Annotated in this window: 16 protein-coding genes; 10 read left to right on the top strand and 6 right to left on the bottom strand. The window is 62.5% G+C overall.

Annotated elements, in window-relative coordinates; all coding sequences use genetic code 11:
* Positions 1-35 precede the first annotated feature (35 nt).
* From flgA to LRS11_RS15075, 4 genes are all read left to right on the top strand, one after another.
* The gene (gene flgA, locus LRS11_RS15090; RefSeq protein WP_260493744.1) at positions 36-794 is read left to right on the top strand and encodes a flagellar basal body P-ring formation chaperone FlgA; all 759 of its coding nucleotides are present in this window, start codon (positions 36-38) and stop codon (positions 792-794) included.
* Positions 795-927: 133 nt separating this feature from the next.
* Positions 928-1,266: a flagellar biosynthesis anti-sigma factor FlgM gene (gene flgM, locus LRS11_RS15085; protein WP_260493743.1), complete on the top strand. Its 339-nt coding sequence runs from the start codon at positions 928-930 to the stop codon at positions 1,264-1,266.
* 49 nt (positions 1,267-1,315) lie between these two features.
* Entirely contained in the window at positions 1,316-1,783 is a 468-nt protein-coding gene (locus LRS11_RS15080; protein WP_260493742.1) for a flagella synthesis protein FlgN, read from the top strand.
* Positions 1,784-1,868: 85 nt separating this feature from the next.
* On the top strand, positions 1,869-2,606 hold the full coding sequence (locus LRS11_RS15075) for a flagellar brake protein (RefSeq protein ID WP_260493741.1): 738 nt from the start codon (positions 1,869-1,871) through the stop codon (positions 2,604-2,606).
* Positions 2,607-2,704: 98 nt separating this feature from the next.
* Here the strand turns inward: LRS11_RS15075 and LRS11_RS15070 are convergent, their stop codons facing one another.
* The 3 genes from LRS11_RS15070 to LRS11_RS15060 all read right to left on the bottom strand — a co-directional run bounded on the left by LRS11_RS15070 (position 2,705) and on the right by LRS11_RS15060 (position 5,575).
* Positions 2,705-4,048: a glutamine synthetase family protein gene (locus LRS11_RS15070; RefSeq protein WP_260493740.1), complete on the bottom strand. Its 1,344-nt coding sequence runs from the start codon at positions 4,046-4,048 to the stop codon at positions 2,705-2,707.
* Positions 4,049-4,146: 98 nt separating this feature from the next.
* Positions 4,147-4,383, bottom strand: a complete 237-nt coding sequence (locus tag LRS11_RS15065) for a glutaredoxin family protein (protein WP_260493739.1) — start codon at positions 4,381-4,383, stop codon at positions 4,147-4,149.
* Between the two features lie 46 nt (positions 4,384-4,429).
* Positions 4,430-5,575, bottom strand: a complete 1,146-nt coding sequence (locus LRS11_RS15060) for a DUF5610 domain-containing protein (RefSeq protein WP_260493738.1) — start codon at positions 5,573-5,575, stop codon at positions 4,430-4,432.
* Between the two features lie 168 nt (positions 5,576-5,743).
* Here LRS11_RS15060 and LRS11_RS15055 point away from each other — a divergent pair, with 168 nt between their 5' ends.
* Entirely contained in the window at positions 5,744-7,705 is a 1,962-nt protein-coding gene (locus LRS11_RS15055; RefSeq protein ID WP_260493737.1) for a monovalent cation:proton antiporter family protein, read from the top strand.
* 172 nt (positions 7,706-7,877) lie between these two features.
* Here LRS11_RS15055 and LRS11_RS15050 read toward each other — a convergent pair whose 3' ends face one another.
* Positions 7,878-8,435, bottom strand: a complete 558-nt coding sequence (locus LRS11_RS15050) for a TetR/AcrR family transcriptional regulator (protein WP_260493736.1) — start codon at positions 8,433-8,435, stop codon at positions 7,878-7,880.
* Between the two features lie 117 nt (positions 8,436-8,552).
* On the opposite strand from LRS11_RS15050, the gene LRS11_RS15045 reads away from it, so the two are divergent.
* Positions 8,553-9,413, top strand: a complete 861-nt coding sequence (locus tag LRS11_RS15045) for an MBL fold metallo-hydrolase (protein ID WP_260493735.1) — start codon at positions 8,553-8,555, stop codon at positions 9,411-9,413.
* 105 nt (positions 9,414-9,518) lie between these two features.
* The gene (locus LRS11_RS15040) at positions 9,519-10,796 is read left to right on the top strand and encodes an OprD family porin (protein ID WP_260493734.1); all 1,278 of its coding nucleotides are present in this window, start codon (positions 9,519-9,521) and stop codon (positions 10,794-10,796) included.
* A gap of 117 nt (positions 10,797-10,913) precedes the next feature.
* Here the strand turns inward: LRS11_RS15040 and LRS11_RS15035 are convergent, their stop codons facing one another.
* Positions 10,914-12,122, bottom strand: coding sequence for an ammonium transporter (locus LRS11_RS15035; RefSeq protein ID WP_260493733.1), 1,209 nt, complete (start codon positions 12,120-12,122; stop codon positions 10,914-10,916).
* A gap of 542 nt (positions 12,123-12,664) precedes the next feature.
* On the opposite strand from LRS11_RS15035, the gene LRS11_RS15030 reads away from it, so the two are divergent.
* A complete protein-coding gene (locus LRS11_RS15030; RefSeq protein ID WP_260493732.1) occupies positions 12,665-13,828 on the top strand; it encodes an EAL domain-containing protein in 1,164 nt (387 codons plus the stop codon).
* Positions 13,829-13,846: 18 nt separating this feature from the next.
* On the opposite strand, the gene LRS11_RS15025 is transcribed toward LRS11_RS15030, so the two are convergent.
* A complete protein-coding gene (locus LRS11_RS15025; protein WP_260493731.1) occupies positions 13,847-14,959 on the bottom strand; it encodes a GGDEF domain-containing protein in 1,113 nt (370 codons plus the stop codon).
* A 198-nt stretch (positions 14,960-15,157) separates the two neighbouring features.
* Between LRS11_RS15025 and LRS11_RS15020 the strand changes: the two genes are divergently transcribed.
* Complete coding sequence (locus tag LRS11_RS15020) at positions 15,158-16,489, top strand: deoxyguanosinetriphosphate triphosphohydrolase (protein ID WP_260493730.1); 1,332 nt, start codon at positions 15,158-15,160, stop codon at positions 16,487-16,489.
* Between the two features lie 7 nt (positions 16,490-16,496).
* On the top strand, positions 16,497-17,546 hold the full coding sequence (locus tag LRS11_RS15015) for an FUSC family protein (protein ID WP_260493729.1): 1,050 nt from the start codon (positions 16,497-16,499) through the stop codon (positions 17,544-17,546).
* Positions 17,547-17,561 lie beyond the last annotated feature (15 nt).

The following is a 17,561-nucleotide window of genomic DNA, read 5'->3' as shown; positions in this document are numbered from 1 at the left end:
GTAGCAGGCGGCACGAGCCTTGCTTTGCTGTCAGCATGAACGCGATAACGACACTTTCCCGACGCCTGATGGCAAAACGCCGCACTCTTGCCGGAGTTTTACCTGCTTTGTGCCTACTCGGCTACAGCTCGCTGCATGCCGGGTCATTCACGCTGCCTGAGGAGCTTATCGGCGCCAGCGAAGGCTTTCTTGAGTACACGGTAGAAGACTATCTAGAGCGTAGCGAAATCCAGGCGCGCTATGAGATTCGTATCAATCCACTCGACCCGCGGCTACGCCTGGCAGCTTGCGACAGCGATTTGACGCAAAGCCTGGAAAGTCCCGCGCAGCCGGTAGGCCGCGTTACCGTCAAAGTCAGTTGCGAAGGCAGTTCACCCTGGACGGTATTCGTCCCCGCCCAGGTGCGCCTGTTCCGGCCAATCGTCGTAGCCACCCGCCCGCTCAAGCGTGATCAGGTATTGGGGCCGGCCGACGTAAGCATGATCGAGCAGGACATCGGACCGCTCAGCCGAGGCTATCTGACCGACGCCGAGCAGGCTATCGGCAAAAAACTGACACGCCCGCTGCAAGCTGATCAGGTTTTGACCCCTGCGAGTCTGGAATTAGCTGAGTCGATTCGCCGTGGCGATCAGGTTGTGATCACCGCACGCAGTGGTACGATCAGCGTGCGCATGTCTGGCGAAGCCCTCTCGGACGGGGTTCTCGGCGAGCAGATCAGTATTCGTAACCAGCGCTCGCAACGTACCGTCAGGGCACGCGTAGTGGGGCCTGGACAGGTTGAGGTAGAAATGTAGGCATGATTCTTGTAGCGCTATTGGCCAAGGGTTTCCTACACTGTTAAACAACGCACACTAAAGCGCCCTAAAGTTTCGACGGATCCAGCCGACAAGCTTGGCAAGCGTCCAGATACCGTCCGAGGTTTGAATCATGGTTATCGACTTCAACCGGCTGAACAATGCCGCCACACCCGCCAATGCAGGGCGGACCGGTAGCACCCAGTCCAGCGGCCGTAACGAAGCCGTAAACAATCAGTCCACCGCCCTGCCGACTGCTGAAGAGCAGGCCAGCACGGCGAAAACCGGCGAGTCCGTACAGCTCAGCCGCGAGGCTCAGCAGTTGCAAAAAGTCAGCGACAAACTGCGCGACCTGCCGACCGTCGATAAAGAACGCGTGGCCAAGCTCAAGCAAGCGATTGCCGAGGGCAGCTACCAGGTCGACAGCCAGCGGGTTGCCGGCAAACTGCTCGATTTCGAATCCCAGCGCTAGTCCAAGGGCTGCGCTGGGGAGACTGGACGCCCAATCCCCAGAGCCAGCGATGCACGACACCAATCTGCTCCAACTTGTCACCGAGGATATCGACAGCGCCCAGCAACTGCTTGAGCTGATCGATGCCGAATACCAGGCCCTGGGTCAGCGCGACCTGCCCCGCCTGCAGGAAATCCTCGCCAGCAAACTCCCCCTGCTCACCCTCCTGGATCAGCACAGCGCCGCGCGCAGCAAATACCTGCGCGAACAGCAACTGAGCGCAGATCGTGCAGGCCTGCAGGCTCTGGCAGCACGCAGCCCGGATGGCGAAGCACTGCTTGCCCGCAGCGACGAGCTGAATCAGCTCCTGGCCAGCTGCCGCGATGCCAACCAGCGCAATGGCCGCGTGATACGCGCCAATCAGGCCTCCCTGACTAGCGTGCTCGGTATTTTGCGCGGCGGCGAGACACCTGGCCTCTATGACAGCCGTGGCGGGGCCGCTAGAATCGGCCAGCAGCGCCCGCTCAGCCAAGCCTGATCTAACGATTCAGTACGGCAGGACATACAGGCAATATGCCAGTATTCTACTGCCGCAATAATTTGTGCCTGGAGATTTTTGGACCGTGTCCAATGCATTCAACGAGGAAGATGGCCCACAACCTCCCAAGGTGCTCACCGCACCCCTGGAAGTCTTCGCCAACCTGCGCCTGCTGCAACAGAGCCACGACCCGCTGATCATCACGTTCAAGGATCGCAACCAACGCTTTCAGAGCTACCTGATCGAGGTGAATCGCGAGCGTGGCGTAGTGGCTTTCGACGAACTGGTACCGAATGATGGCGAACGGTTTTTCGCTGCCGGCGAGACCTTTCACGTCGAAGGCCTGCACGATGGCGTGCGGATTGCCTGGGAGTGCGAAGACCCGGTCAAGATTGGCGACCTGGAAGGTGCCCGTTGCTACTGGAGCTACATGCCAGAGCGGATCATCTACCACCAGCGGCGCAATGCATTCCGCGCCCACCTCAGCGCTGGCCAGCTGCTCAGCGTAGAGTTATCCGGCAGCAAGCTGACCCCAGCCCTCAAGGGGCAGGTACTGGATATCTCCGCCACCGGCTGCAAACTGCGCTTCCAGGGTGACATCACCTCGCGCCTGCAACCGGGCCAGGTGTATGAAGGCCTGCGCATACAATTGCCGTTCGGCGCGATGACCGCCTCGGCAGAGTTGCGCCATCTGTACTTCGATGAAAAAACCGGCATGAGCTTTACCGGCATGCGCTTCTACCGCATGAGCGGCCTGGAACAGCGCCAGGTTGAACGCTTCGTCTACCAACTGCAGCGCGAGGCCCGCCGCAGCGACGATTAACGGCTCTGCACACAGAGCCACCCGTCGAGGATTTAGATGCTGTTTAGCAGAGCCAGGCCAGACTGCGTTTAACGCTGCCTGGCCTCGCAAACAGGTTTTTAGACCTGCCCCGCCAGCACACGACGCTCCCACGGGGTAATTTCATCGAGGAAGCTGCTCAGCTCCAGCGTCTTGCTGGCGATATAGCCCTCGATGAACTCCTGACCAAACCACTCGCGCGCCAACTGGCTGCCTTGCAGGCGCGCCAGGGCCGCATGCAGGGTGCATGGCAGGCTCTGCCCTTCCGGCACCTCGAACTCCCCTTGAATCGGTGCAGTCGGCTGCACCTGCTCGCGCAGGCCATGCAGCCCGGCAGCCAGGCTCGCCGCCAAGGCCAGGTAAGGGTTGGCATCCGCACCCGGCAGACGGTTTTCCACCCGCCGCGCCGCCGGTGCGCTGGCCGGGATGCGCAAACCCGCCGCACGGTTGTCATTCGACCAGCAGGCGTTGTTCGGTGACGCATAGGGGTGGCAGAAACGCTGGTAGGAGTTCACGTTGGGCGCAAACAGCAAGGCAAACTCGGCCAGTGCCGCCTGCTGCCCACCGATGAAGTGATAGAAAGCCGGTGTCGCCTCGCCGGCGGCATCGGTGAAGATATTCCGCCCTGCCACCTGCTCGACCACACTCTGATGGATATGCATCGAGCTGCCTGGCGTATGCGCCAGCGGCTTGGCCATGAACACCACATTGAGGCCATGTTTGAGCCCCACCTCACGCAGCAGGTGCTTGAACAGGAAGGTCTGGTCGGCGATCAGCAAGGCATCGCCATGCAGCAGATTGATCTCGAACTGACTGACGCCCATTTCATGCATGAAGGTATCGCGCGGCAACCCCAGGGCCGCCATGCTGCTGTAGACCTCATCGAGGAACGGCCGCAAGCCATTGCCAGAAGACACACTGAACGCCGAACAACCGCTCTCGCGGCGCCCATCCAGGCCCACAGGGGGCTGAAATGGCTGCTGAGGGTCGCTGTGCTTGTCGAAGATGAAGAATTCCAGCTCGGTGGCCACCACCGGCTCCCAGCCATGTTCGGCGTAAGCAGCCAGGACGCGCTTGAGCAGGCCACGGGTCGACAACCCTGAGCTGCGCCCATCCAGCTCGTCCGCATCACAGATCGCCATAGCCCTTGGCGGATTGCTCCAGGGCAAACGGAACACCCGCTCTGGCGCGCTGCTGAGCTGCAGGTCGCCATCATCACTGCCATAAAAACGTGCGGGCGGGTAACCGCCCATGATGCATTGCAGCATTACGCCACGGGCCAGTTGCAACCGACGTCCCTCGAGGAAACCCTCGGCTGTCATGACCTTGCCTCGCGGCACACCATTCAGGTCCGGGGTTACACATTCGACTTCGTTGATACCGGTCAAGCGCTCCTGGAGCGAACTGCGGCCGTCGGTGGTCATGACTCTTGTCCTTGTTATTCACGGGGTCTGTACTGCTCTGCGTACAAAATACGCATCACCCGTTTTAAATATCAAGCACTCAAGTCACCACGGCCGCACTAACGCAGGAAGTGCGCCACCTGCTCGGCCTCGAATGGCCAATCCAGCTCGGCCCCGCTGTCGCAGCGGCGCAACACGGGAATACGCAGGCCGTAGTGTTCGACCCAATCTTCGCGATCGGCAATATCCACCAGCTCAACCAGCAGACCGTGTTCAACAAAGGGCATCAGCACCGCTTCCGCCACCTCACAGAGGTGGCAGCCCAGGGTGCCGAAAAGTTGGCATTCGGGAATCATGGCAGGTGTCTCTTGCAGCACTCAGAGCTGCAAGTTTACACCGCCCTCAGGCAACGACGGGCTCGGCCTCAGGCTGCAGAAGGCCTTGCAGGCCATCCAGCAAACGCTCATTGAGCGCCTTGGCCTTGTCCAGCAGCGACTCGCCGAAGCGCTCGTCGAGACTGAAACCACCGTCGAGCAACTGCTGCAGGGTGCCCTTGGCATCCTCAGTAATCTCGTTGGCGCTGCGCAGGGCATCCAGCAGGCCCTGGGCGTAATCGACCAGCGCACCGTTGACTGCGCTGGCCGGCTGACCGCCCTGCTCGGCCACCGCGCTGTAGGCATCGGTAGCCTGGCGCACGCTGGTCTGGGTCAGGCTGAGCGACATGGAGGCCAATTGCGTGCCATCCATGTCCAGCTGCATAGCCCGATCGAAAGCACCGGCAAGGTCGCCTGCGTAGAACTTGCTGGACAGGTCCTGCACCTGACCGAACAGATCCTCAAGGGCTGCACGCTCTTCCGCATCCAACTCGCCTTCGACCGTCACCTGCCAAGCACCGATCTGCATGCTGCCGGACTGGCTGCTGGCCACCACTGCAGAACCATTGCCATTGCTCACCGCGGCCACGCTGGTCTGCGACCAGCTGGCAGAAGCCTGGGCGATGGAAATACTCAGTCGATCACCGTCACGGGTGGTCACCTGCATATCGAAGGTTTCCGCCATGGCAGCGAAACGTTCGCTGTAGGCCGCCAGCGCAACGGTACCGCCATTATTGGCTGCCGGGGCGGACAGCAGTCCGTCCTGCAGGCCCTGCAAGCCGTCCTGGATCTTGTCGTAGGTCGTATCGATATCTTCGGCGACCTTGCCTTGCAACACGCCCATGCCGTCGAGAATCTTGCGCGCCTCGGCAAAGCCCTTTTCCACACCTTCGCGAGCCTGGTCGAACAAGGACTGCAGCTCCTGCGGGTCGGCGCCGGCAGCCGCTTCGCTTTTCAGGCGCTGTTCGATGAAACCGATAACCCGCTCAGTCACCTTGTCCGGGGAAAAATCATCGCGCTTGCCATTCAGCGCCCCTGGCTGCAGGCCCAGGCGTTCGGCAAGACGATTGGCCAGCGTGTTCTGCGCATTATTAGCAGCAGAGCGCGAGCCGGAGTGGTTGTTCAGCGGCGAGGAGCCGGAAAAAGAGGGCGACAGCGAGGCCAGAGCATTCATGGCGGTGTACCGGTGTAGGACATTCAATCCGTTGGCGGCGCGACAGAAGAAAACTTGAGCCGTCAGCGACAAACGGTCTGACTTGCCCTGGATCAACAGACGCGGCTGTTGCCATGGACGCCGACCAATGGCTTGGGCATGCTCGCGGGCAACCAAGGGAGAAGTATCTTGTTCGCCGACCTGCTGATCATCCTCGCCTGCTCACTGGTAGTTATCGCCCTCTTTCGCCGCCTGCGCCTGCCTCCGGTACTCGGCTACCTGTGTGTCGGCTTGCTGATCGGGCCGACCGCACTGAACTGGATCAGCCACTCGCAGGACCTGCCTCTCCTGGCTGAACTGGGCGTGGTGTTCCTGCTGTTCACCCTCGGCCTGGAATTCTCCCTGCCGCGCATGCTCGCCCTGCGCCACACCGTGTTCGGCCTGGGCAGCGCGCAGGTGCTGCTGTGTGGTGCAGCCTTGAGTGGCACGCTGTATCTGTTCGGTCTGTCAGCAGCCATTGCCGCGCTTCTCGGGCTGGGCCTGGCGCTGTCATCCACGGCCATCGTCAGCAAGGAACTGAGCAGCCTGGGCGAGATATTCAGTGGCCACGGGCAGAACGCGATCGGCGTGCTGCTGTTCCAGGATCTGGTTGCCGTACTGCTGCTGACTCTGGTGCCCGCCATCGCCGGTAGCAGTGATGAGCCCTGGTACTGGGCCCTGCCACTCACCCTGGGCAAGACCGCCCTGCTCTTTTTCGGCCTGCTGCTGGCCAGCCGCTGGCTGCTGCCCAGGTTGTTCCGCGAGGTTGCCGAAGCCCACTCGGCAGAACTCTTCGTCATGCTGGCCCTGGTCATCGTCCTGCTGACTGCCTGGCTGACTCATCTGCTCGGGCTGTCCATGGCGCTCGGCGCGTTTCTCGCTGGCATGCTGCTCGGCGAGAGCCACTATCGCCACCAGATCGAAGCGGATATCCGCCCGTTCCGCGACATCCTGCTCGGCCTGTTCTTCGTCAGCGTCGGCATGCTGATCGACCTGCGCCTGTTCGCCGAGCATGGCTGGACGATTCTCGGCGTGACCCTCGGCCTGCTGGCCATCAAGGGCCTGCTGATTGCGTTGCTGGTCAGGCTGCGCGGTGAGAATGGCGAAACCGCCTGGCGCACAGGGCTGTCCCTGGCCCAGGCTGGCGAGTTCTTCTTCGCCCTGGTTGCCCTCATGCACCAGGTAAAGCTGCTGGATGAGCGCAGTGGCAGCCTGCTCCTGGCCGCAGCCTTCTGCTCGATGGCACTCACTCCCCTACTTATGCGCAGCGCCCCGCTGCTGGCCAGGCGCTTGCACGCCGGCACCACTCGGCAGAGCCAGATCGAGGAGATCGCCGGCAGTAGCCGCGAACTCAGCGGCCATGTGGTGATCTGCGGCTATGGCCGGGTCGGCCAGTCGATCGCGCGCTTCCTGCAACGCGAACACCTGCCGTTTATCGCCCTGGATGACGACCCGGTGCGGGTCGAGGAAGCCTGTGCCGGCGAGGAGAATGTGCATTACGGCGACTCGCGCCGCCGCGAACTGCTCGAAGCCGTCGGCATTGCCCGCGCGCGCCTGCTGGTGGTGGCCGTGGACAAGGCCGATGCGGCCCTGGCGATAGTCGAGCAGGTACGCCTGCAATGCGCCACCTTGCCGATTCTGGTGCGCACCCGCGATGACAGCCGCCTGGCCGAACTGCAGGCTGCGGGCGCTACCGAAGTGGTGCCGGAAGTCCTGGAATCGAGCCTGATGCTGGCCTCCCACGCCCTGGTCCTGCTGGGCGTGGCCGAGCACCGGGTACAGATGCACATGGATGAAGTACGCCGCAGTCGCTATCGCCTGCTGCACGGCTTCTACCATGGCGCCCAGGCCAACCTGCTGGATGCCCAGGGCCAGCCACGCGTACTGCTGCATGCAGTCAACCTGCCGACCAGCGCCCATGGCTGCGGCCAGCACTTGCAAAGCCTGGCCCTGGAAACACTGGGGCTGGAGGTACAAGCCGTACGCCGCGATGGCAATAACCTGCCGCTGGACAGCGACCCGCTACTGCAGGAAGGCGATGCGGTGCTGCTGTCCGGCCCGCTGCAGGCTATCGAGGCCGGTGAGTCGCGCCTGCTGGGCGGCAACAACTGAGTTAGAACCTGTTTACGATCTTTTGGACTAGAGCCAGACAAGGCGCTACGCCAGTAACAGCCTCCGGCTGGTCAAAACAACAGAGGAAGCGGAGTTTACGAGCTGTAAATGAGCATTCCGAGGTTGTTTTTAACGCTGTATGGCCGACGGCCAGGAGATCGTAAGCAGGTTCTCAGGCGCCGGCGATGGCCAGCAGCGCCACAGCAGCAGCCTTGGCCTCCTTAGCTTGATCAGCCGGGCCCTGCAGGTGCGCGATGCTCAAGGCGCCTTCAAACAGAAACTGCAACTGATTGGTCAGTTGCTGGGGTTGAGCAACTGCCATGGCCTGCAGCAATAGCCGGAAATGACCGGCGACTGCCGCCTTGGCCTGCGCCGCCTGGCGGTGAATAGGGTGTTCCCGCGCCTGGAACTCAGCCGCCGCATTGATGAAGCTGCAACCGCAAAAATCCTCCTGATGGATCCAGGCATGCAGACCATCGAAGATCGCCAGCAGCGCTTCACGCGGCGGCAGGTTGAGGCGCAGCGCCTGCAACTGCTCGAGCAGCACCTGTTGGCGCGCGTCCAGCACGGCCAGAATCAACTCATCCTTGGAGCGGAAGTGCTTGTACAGGGTCATCTTCGCCACCCCGGACTCAGCCAGGATTCGATCAATACCGGTGGCGTGATAGCCCACCCGATAGAACAGCGCCTGGGCGGTTTTGATCAGCTGCTCGCGTTTGCTCGATGCCAAGCGCAGTACCTCTAAGGGCAAAAAGATAATGCTGGAATATACAGACCTGTCTATCTACTATCCAGTCCAAGCGCTAACCCGCTGCCCTCCAAAATCGTCCTGCACAAGGAACCCAGCATGCGTGCCCTGGCCATTCTCCTGCTTAGCAGCCTCATCAGCCTTTCCGCGCATGCCGCCGGCCTGCGCTTTTCCCTGGTCAAGACCGCCGAAACCGAAACCCGTGACGCCTTCACCATCGAGGATGGCGCCTGGGGCGAGAAGGTGATCGCTAACCATGTTGCCGTGCTGATCGAGCATCACGCCGCTACCCTGCTGCTCGACACCTCGCTCGGCCGCCAGGTCGACCAGCAATTCGACGCGGAAATGCCCTGGTGGGACAAACCCTTGCTGCAATACGGCGCGGTCACCCCGGTGCGCGACCAGCTCGAGCGTGACGGCATCCGCATCGACCGCATCCTGCTCACCCACACCCACTGGGATCATGCCTCCGGCCTGGCCGACTTCCCGGAAGTGCCGGTCTGGGCACCCTACGAAGAGATTGAGTTCAGCCAGATTTCCACCCCACCGGCCGTATTGCCTAGCCAGTTCAAGCACCCGATCAAGTGGGTGCCGTTCACCTTCGCCGCCCACCCTTTCATGGGCTTCGAGCAGAGCCATGACCTGTTCGGTGACGGCAGCCTGGTGCTGGTTCCGCTGACCGGCCACACCCCCGGCTCGGTCGGCCTGTTCCTCACCCTGGACGACGGCCGCCGCTTCTTTTTCACCGGCGATGCCAGCTGGCGCCTGGAAGGCTTCACCGGCCCCAGGGAGAAATTCTGGATCAGTCGCCACATGGTCGATAACGATCGCGAGGGCACCCGCGCGCAACTGGAAAAAGTCCACCAACTGCTGCAGCACGAACCCGACCTGCAGGTGATCCCCGCCCACGATGAAGCCGTGCAGCGCAAACTCGGCTACTACCCGCAGTGGGTGGAGTGACCCGACCAAGGTCTAAAGGTCGCCAACGTTACGAAATGTTTTAGTCGCCTCGCTGTAACAGGCCGGTCATCCGTCCTGCCACCACCAGCCGAGGAAACAATAACAATGAGCACGTCCCCACTCGCCCGCGCCGTGGCCCTCGCCACCCTGGGCACCAGCCTCACCCTGCCAGGTCTGGCCCAAGCCGCCTTTATCGACGACAGCAAGGCCAGCCTGGAGCTGCGCAATTTCTACATGAATCGCGACTTCCGCCAGGAAGGCGGCAATCCCAGCAACGGCCACTCCAAGGCCGAGGAATGGGCCCAGGGCTTCCTCCTGCGCTACGAGTCCGGTTTCACCGAAGGCACTGTCGGCTTTGGTGTCGACGCCATCGGCACCCTGGGCCTGCAACTCGACTCCGGCCAGGGCACCAGTGGCACCGGGCTGCTGCAACTGGATCGCGATACCGGCCAGGCCCAGGACAGCTATGGCGACCTGGGCGCAACGGCGAAGGTTCGCGTCTCGAAGAGCACGCTCAAGGCCGGCACCCTGATGCCCAAGCTGCCAACCGTGCAAGCCAACGACTCACGACTTTTGCCGCAAAGTTTCCAGGGTGGCTGGCTGAACTCCATGGAGATCGATGGCCTGACCTTCGACGGCGGCCAGCTGAGTCGGGTCAACCAACGCGATTCCTCCGACCATGAAGTAATGACCCTGACCAGCGGCACTGGTCGCGGCTTCACCGGCATCAGCGGGGTCACCAGCGACGAGTTCAACTTTGCCGGCCTGAGCTACAAGTGGAATGATCAGCTGACCACCGCCTACAACTACGGCGCCCTGGACAACCTCTACCAGCAGCACATCGTCAACGCCACCCACCTGCTGCCACTGGCTGACAAGCAGAGCCTGAAGACTGACCTGCGCTTCGCCCGCTCCACTGACGACGGCAGCAGCAACGTCGACAATAAGGCCTTCGGCGCGATGTTCACCTACGCCCTGGGCTTCCACAGCGTCGGCCTGGGCTATCAGAAAATGAGCGGTGACACCGGCTACGCCTACATCGGCGGTACCGATCCGTTCCTGGTCAACTACGTGCAGATCGGCGACTTCGCCTTCAAGGACGAAAAGTCCTGGCAAGCCCGCTACGACTACAACTTTGCCGGCCTCGGCATCCCGGGACTGACCTTCATGACACGCTACCTCAACGGCGCCAACGTCGACCGCGGCGCCGGCCTCTCCGAAGGCAAGGAATGGGAGCGCAACACCGACATCGCCTACGTGATCCAGGACGGGCCACTGAAGAACGTCGGCATCAAATGGCGCAACGCCACGACCCGCTCCAACTTCGGCAACGATCTGGACGAGAATCGCCTGATCCTCAGCTATCTGCTGCCGCTCTGGTAGAACCCGGTAGCCCGGATGCAATCCGGGAAGCCGGCAACGCCAACCCAGATTGCAGCCGAGCCAGCGACACCCATGAAAAAGCCCGCCGAGTGGCGGGCTTCTTTATTACCGACGGACTCAGTCCTGGGTCGTAGCGCCAATCTTGTGGATCGACAGGTCGGCACCGTAGTACTCCTGTTCCTGGCTCAGGCGAATACCCACCACCAGGCGCAAGAGGCCGTAGATCAGGAAACCACCCGCCAGCGCCACCAACACACCCAACCCAGTGCCCAGCAGTTGGCTGATCATGCTGACGCCGCCCAGGCCGCCCAGCGCCTGCTGGCCGAAGATGCCGCAGGCAATCCCGCCCCATACGCCGCACAGGCCATGCAGCGGCCAGACCCCGAGTACGTCGTCAATTTTCCACTTCACCTGGGTCGCGGTGAACGCCCAGACGAACAACGCACCGGCAATCGCACCGGTGGCCAATGCGCCGACCGGATGCATCAGGTCAGAGCCGGCACAGACCGCCACCAGGCCCGCCAGCGGGCCGTTGTGCAGGAAGCCCGGGTCATTGCGACCGATCAGCAGGGCCGCCACGGTACCGCCAACCATCGCCATCAGCGAGTTGACCGCGACCAGGCCGCTGATGCTGCCGAGGGTCTGCGCACTCATCACGTTGAAACCGAACCAGCCGATGATCAGGATCCACGAACCCAGCGCCAGGAACGGAATGTTCGACGGCGCGAATGCCACCAGGCGGCCCTCGCGATAGCGGCCATCGCGGCGGCCGAGCAGGATCACCGCGCCGAAGGCCAGCCAGCCGCCGACCGCGTGCACCACCACCGAACCGGCAAAGTCATGGAAGGCAGCGCCGAACTGCTCGGTCAGCCAGGCCTGGAAACCGAAGTTACCGTTCCAGATCAGCCCCTCGTAGAAGGGATAGACGAAGGCCACGATCAGCACCGTGGCGCAGATCTGCGGGCCGAACTTGGCACGCTCGGCGATCCCCCCGGAGATGATCGCCGGAATCGCTGCGGCAAAGGTCAGCAGGAAGAAGAACTTGACCAGCCCGTAGCCGCTGCCGGCGGTCAGCACCGAAGCCGGCTCGAGGAAGGTGACGCCATAGGCCACCCAGTAGCCGACGAAGAAGTAAGCCAGGGCCGAGACAGCGAAGTCGGAAATGATCTTCGACAGCGCGTTGACCTGGTTCTTGTGACGCACCGTGCCCACTTCCAGGAAAGCGAAGCCCGCATGCATGGCCAGAACCATGATCGCGCCTAGCAGGATGAACAGGGTGTTGGAGCCGTGGATCAGAGTTTCCACGGCACTGTTGAGGTTTTCCATCGCAACGAAAACTCCAGCGTTCTGGAAAAGCACCAAAGCAGTTCATCACCACCAACGGTCGCACCATCCTGATGCCGCACTGCACCATATAAGGCCCCTTTCGAGACCTTATATGGCGCAGCGTGTATTGGCAGAACAAACAGTTTTTTAGCGTTTTTCTATATTTATCATTGAGTTGAGGTGCACGCCGAGCGCTCCATCCTTGGCAGGAAACGCACATTAAAAGAGCACCGCAACAGCTTTTCGCACCAAGCAAATGCAATAGCTATACCAGTCACGCCATCCAAGACTCGCCAGTCATCCTGCAACGGCAACCCGCCGACGTCACTGGCACCAGCACAGTGCGCCATCCCCCCCTGATCCAATAACCCGCACCGACGACTACAGAGGCGACCTCACAAGTGCCGAGCCAGACCAGTCGGCACCCACGATAAGCGCTAAAAAGCTGTCCATCTGAACAACTGGCCACAATCTTGCTTTAGCTGCACCTCCTCACAACCGCCCGCCTCGCGCGCCCTGCGCCACTTACCAAGGAATACACCGTGATCGACGGGCAACCGCTCGCCTCCTTCCAGCCGTTCATTGATACCGCCACGGGCCGCATTGCCGGTGTCGAGGCGCTAGGGCGCCTGCGCCAGACCGACGGCCGCCTGCTCTCGGTCGGCCCCTTGTTCGTCGACCCGAAAATGTCCCCCAGTGTGCTGCGGCGCCTCGATCGGCAGATTCGCGACGATGCCCTTTCGCGCCTGCCCGAAGTCCCCGAGGACTGGTTTCTCAGTATCAATATCTCACCACGCTGGATCAGCCGGCTGCGCCCCAACCAAGCACTGCCCAGCCTCAAACAGCTGGAAAAGCATGGCGTGGCAGCGGAACGAATCGTCTTTGAAATCACCGAGCTGGGCGGCGGCAACCAGAAGCTGCAAGACGTGGTAGCCCGCTACCGCGAAGCCGGCGCACGGATAGCCATCGACGATTTCGGTGCCGGCTATTCACAGCTCGATCGGGTACTGGCGCTGCAGCCGGACATCCTCAAACTGGACATGCGTCTGTTCCAGGAAGCGGCCCGCGGCGGGCCTAGCGGTGAAGTGGTCAAGGCGCTGGCGCAGATGGCCGAGAAGACCGGCTGCTGGATCATCGCCGAGGGTGTGGAAACCGAAGCCGAGCTGGATTTCGCCCTGGAGTGCGGTGCACGTTATGTGCAGGGTTACCTGTTCGCCAAGCCCGAACTGCAGTTCCCGGCGGCCGATGCCTTCGTCGCCCGCTTTGCCACCCTGCGCGACCAGTACGTGCAACACAAGCTGGCCGAACGGGCGCGCCTGATGACCCTGCGCCAGCAGCTGAGCGAGCTGATGAACCTGTTCAAGGACTGGGCCGAAGGCAACGCAGCGAGCAGCGCGCTGCCCAGCCCGACCGGCTACCCTTGGCTGTTGCGCCTGTACCAGTGCGACCGCCACGGCACGCAACTCACCCCGAACCTGCAGTGGAGCGGCAATGCCTGGCTGGAAGACCCGCGCTACCTGGGCCACAACTGGTCATGGCGCCCCTACTTCTATCAGTTGCTGGCCGAGGGCTGGGAAGAACGGCGCCTGACGTTATCGAGCACCTACCGGGATGCCACCACCAACCAGTACTGCCTGACGGCCGGGCAGTTCATCGACAACGGCCGCCGGCTGCTGTTGCTGGATATCGACGCGGCCGGTCTTTGAGCGGCCCCAGGCGAGCAGCTAGATCAGAGCCGGTCGGGCGAAAGGCGCCAGCTCCATGCGATTGCGGCCATTCTGCTTGGCCCGGTACAGCGCCTTGTCAGACCGCTCGATCAGGCTGGGAATACCTTCCTGCAGGTAGTACTGCGCCACACCGATCGACGCGGTAACCCGGAAGTCTGCTGGCAGGCCCTCGAAGCGGGTGCCAGCCAACGCCTCCTGGATACGTTTGATGCAGTGCTGGGCCATCTCCAGCGAGGTCTGCGGCAGGAACAGCAGGAACTCCTCGCCACCATAGCGAGCCAGGAAGTCGGTACTGCGCAGCAAGGGCTCGACGGTCGCGGCAAAAGTCTTCAGCACGGTATCGCCAGCCGCATGGCCGTAGTTGTCGTTGACCCGCTTGAAGTGGTCGAGGTCGAACAGGCACACGCAGAAGCCACCGCCGCCACGGTCGGTGCGGTTTTTCTCGTGACCAAGCATTTCCAGCAGGTAACGGCGGTTGTACACGCCGGTCAGCTCGTCATGGGTGGCCAGCTCGGTCACCTGCTGCAGCACTTCCTGCAGCTGGGCGTTGCTGGCCATTAGCTTCTTGCGCAGGTCACTGATACTGCCACCGAGAATGGAGATAAACGGCAGGAAGGCGGAGAAGCTGCACCAGAGGATGACTTCCACCGCCAGATTGAAGCGCTCTCCTTCAATCTCGCGAACCAGAGGCATCGTCAGGGCATAGGCGAGGATGGTCAGCAGGCTGAGGATCAGCAGTTGGCGGGTGTGCAGCTTGAAGCAACCGAACACCATGATGATCAGCAGCACTACCAGATAGGCACCGCGCGCTTCGCCGGCATACAGCTGAGTGAACAGCACCAGGATAATCGCCACCACCATCTGCGCCATGGTCATACTGGGGTCCCTGAAGCGCAGGCTGAAATTGCTGCGGATCGCCAGGTAGAAGCCCAGGTTGAACACCACTGCGTAGGCGGCCCAGGTGTACATGACCCAGGCCGGAGAAATGCCGTTATAGAGAGAAACGCCCTGTGGCACGGCACTCAGGACATACATGGCGACGCTCATCAGCAAGCGACGAATGCGCAATTGCTGGTGCGAATCCTCGGGCAAGACAGTGCCTGGAGTCACGACTGATTTCTCTTGTTATTGGTTTTATAGACAGCTTTTTGACCATAGCATTCTGCCTGCAATCTTCATACGGTCGTTTCAATACCGCTCGTCGCCCGCCAGCCAGCACAGGAAAAATCGCCGGAGTACAGGCCCGCTACTTGCAGCCGCCTCCATGAAGCACGAAGCTAGCCCTCACCCCACCGGCGAGGACAGCCCTTGGACTGGCAAACACTGCTCACCCGCGAACGGCTCGGCAAACCGGTACACAGCCCGGACGAGCTGGGCCGCAGCCCGTTCCACAAAGACCACGACCGCATCATCTTCTCCGGCGCCTTCCGCCGCCTGGGACGCAAGACCCAGGTGCATCCGGTCTCCAGCAACGACCATATCCACACCCGCCTGACCCACTCGCTGGAGGTCAGCTGCGTCGGCCGCTCGCTGGGCATGCGCGTCGGCGAGATGATCCGCGACGAGCTACCGGACTGGTGCGACCCGGTCGACCTGGGCGTGGTCGTGCAGTCCGCCTGCCTGGCTCACGACATCGGCAACCCGCCCTTCGGCCACTCCGGCGAAGACGCCATCCGCCACTGGTTCCAGCAGGCCGCCGGGCGCGGTTGGCTGGATGCCATGAGCGAGGCCGAGCGCGGCGATTTCCTCAACTTCGAGGGCAACGCCCAAGGCTTTCGCGTGCTCACCCAGCTGGAATACCACCAGTTCGACGGCGGTACCCGGCTGACCTACGCGACCCTCGGCACCTACCTGAAGTACCCCTGGACTGCCCGCCATGCCGAGGCCCTGGGCTACAAGAAGCACAAGTTCGGCTGCTACCAGAGCGAGCTGCCGCTGCTGGAACAGATCGCCAGCAAGCTGGGACTGCCACAGATCGAGGACCAACGCTGGGCGCGCCACCCGCTGGTGTACCTGATGGAAGCGGCCGACGACATCTGCTACGGCCTGATCGACCTGGAAGACGGCCTGGAAATGGAGCTGCTCGACTACCCGGAAGTCGAGGCCCTGCTGCTCGACCTGGTCGGCGACGATCTGCCGGAAACCTACCGCCTACTCGGCCCGCGCGACTCGCGCCGACGCAAACTGGCGATCCTGCGCGGCAAGGCCATCGAACACCTGACCAATGCCGCCGCCCACGCCTTCGTCGCCCAGCAACCGGCGCTGCTGCGTGGCGACCTGCCAGGCGACCTGGTCGAGCACATGCACGGCCCGGCCAAGCGCTGCGTGCAGCAGGCCAAGGCCCTGGCGCGGGAGAAGATCTTCCAGGACAAGCGCAAGACCCTGCACGAGATCGGCGCCTACACCACCCTGGAAATTCTACTCAACGCGTTCTGCGGTGCGGCCCTGGAGCAGCATGGTGGCGGCAGCCTGTCGTTCAAGAACCAGCGCATCCTCGATCTGCTCGGGCACAACGCGCCAGAGCCGAACTGGCCGCTGCACCGGGCCTTCCTGCGCATGATCGATTTCATCGCCGGCATGACCGACAGCTACGCTACGGAAATGGCCCGGGAGATGACCGGGCGTTCCAGCCCGGTATGACGAGACCATGAAGAAACCGCAACAGCGCAAGCTGGCCTGGCATTCCGGGCCACCGGAATGGGGGCCCGGCATCATTGCCGGGCTGGGCTGCGCCCTGCCTCTGCTGCTTGGCCTGCTCAGCGGCCATCCGGGGTTTCTCTGGGCCTCGGTCGGCGCCTTCCTGGCCGCCCAAGCCAATCCGCTGCACCGCTTCGGCATGTTTCGCCTGTTGCTGCTGACCCTGCTGGGTGCACTCAGCGCCGGGCTGGGCTTCTGGTCGGCGACCGAGCCGGTGCTGAGCTTTGCCCTGTTCGCCCTGTACGGCTTCATCCTCGCCTGGCTGCAACGCTTCGGCAGCGAAGCCGGCAAGCTGGGCATCTCGCTGGCGGTGTGCCTGTGCCTGGGCCAAGGCCAGTTCGGCATACTCAACCTGAAGAATGCCGATGCAGTCGCAGCCCTGTTCATCCTCGGCGGCCTCTGGGTCGCCCTGCTCGCCTTCGGCCTGCGCGGCCTGCACGGCCTGCGCATGTGGCCGTACATGCCGCGCTTCGTCAGCCTGTTCCGCGTGCTCCGGCGCTATGCCAAACGCCTGCCGGAACAACGCTGGCGCCTGCATGCCCTGCGCTGCACCCTGGCCTGTGGCGCGGCCGGGCTGATCGTCAACCTGGCGCACCTGCCCCGTGGCTACTGGCTGACCCTGGCGCTGATCGGCACCCTGCAACTGGAGTTCAAAGGCAGCCTGGTGCGCGCCCTGCAATCCAGCCTGGCCAGCCTGGCCGCCGCCGCCCTGCTGATCTACCTCGGCTACAGCCTGCAGAGCCCGCCACTGATGGTCGCCACCCTGTTGCCGCTGATCGTGCTCAGCCGCACCCTGCAAGCTCACAGCTACAGCCTGTTCGTGCTGCAGGTGACGCTGAGTTTCGTGCTGTTGGCCGAAAGCCTGTCGACGGACTGGCAACTGGCACAGATGCGCCTGTTCAATAGCCTGATCGGCGTGACCCTGGCACTGCTGGTAGCACTGCTGGTCTATGGGCTGGAGCAGCACCTGCTGCGCCGCCAGGTACCGGCACAAAACTAAAATTTGTACTGGCCG

It is taken from the genome of Pseudomonas sp. J452, from assembly GCF_024666525.1.
Taxonomy (GTDB): Bacteria; Pseudomonadota; Gammaproteobacteria; order Pseudomonadales; family Pseudomonadaceae; genus Aquipseudomonas.
The sequence above is the reverse complement of the archived record's forward strand: the minus strand, read 5'-3'. Positions and strand labels throughout refer to the sequence as shown.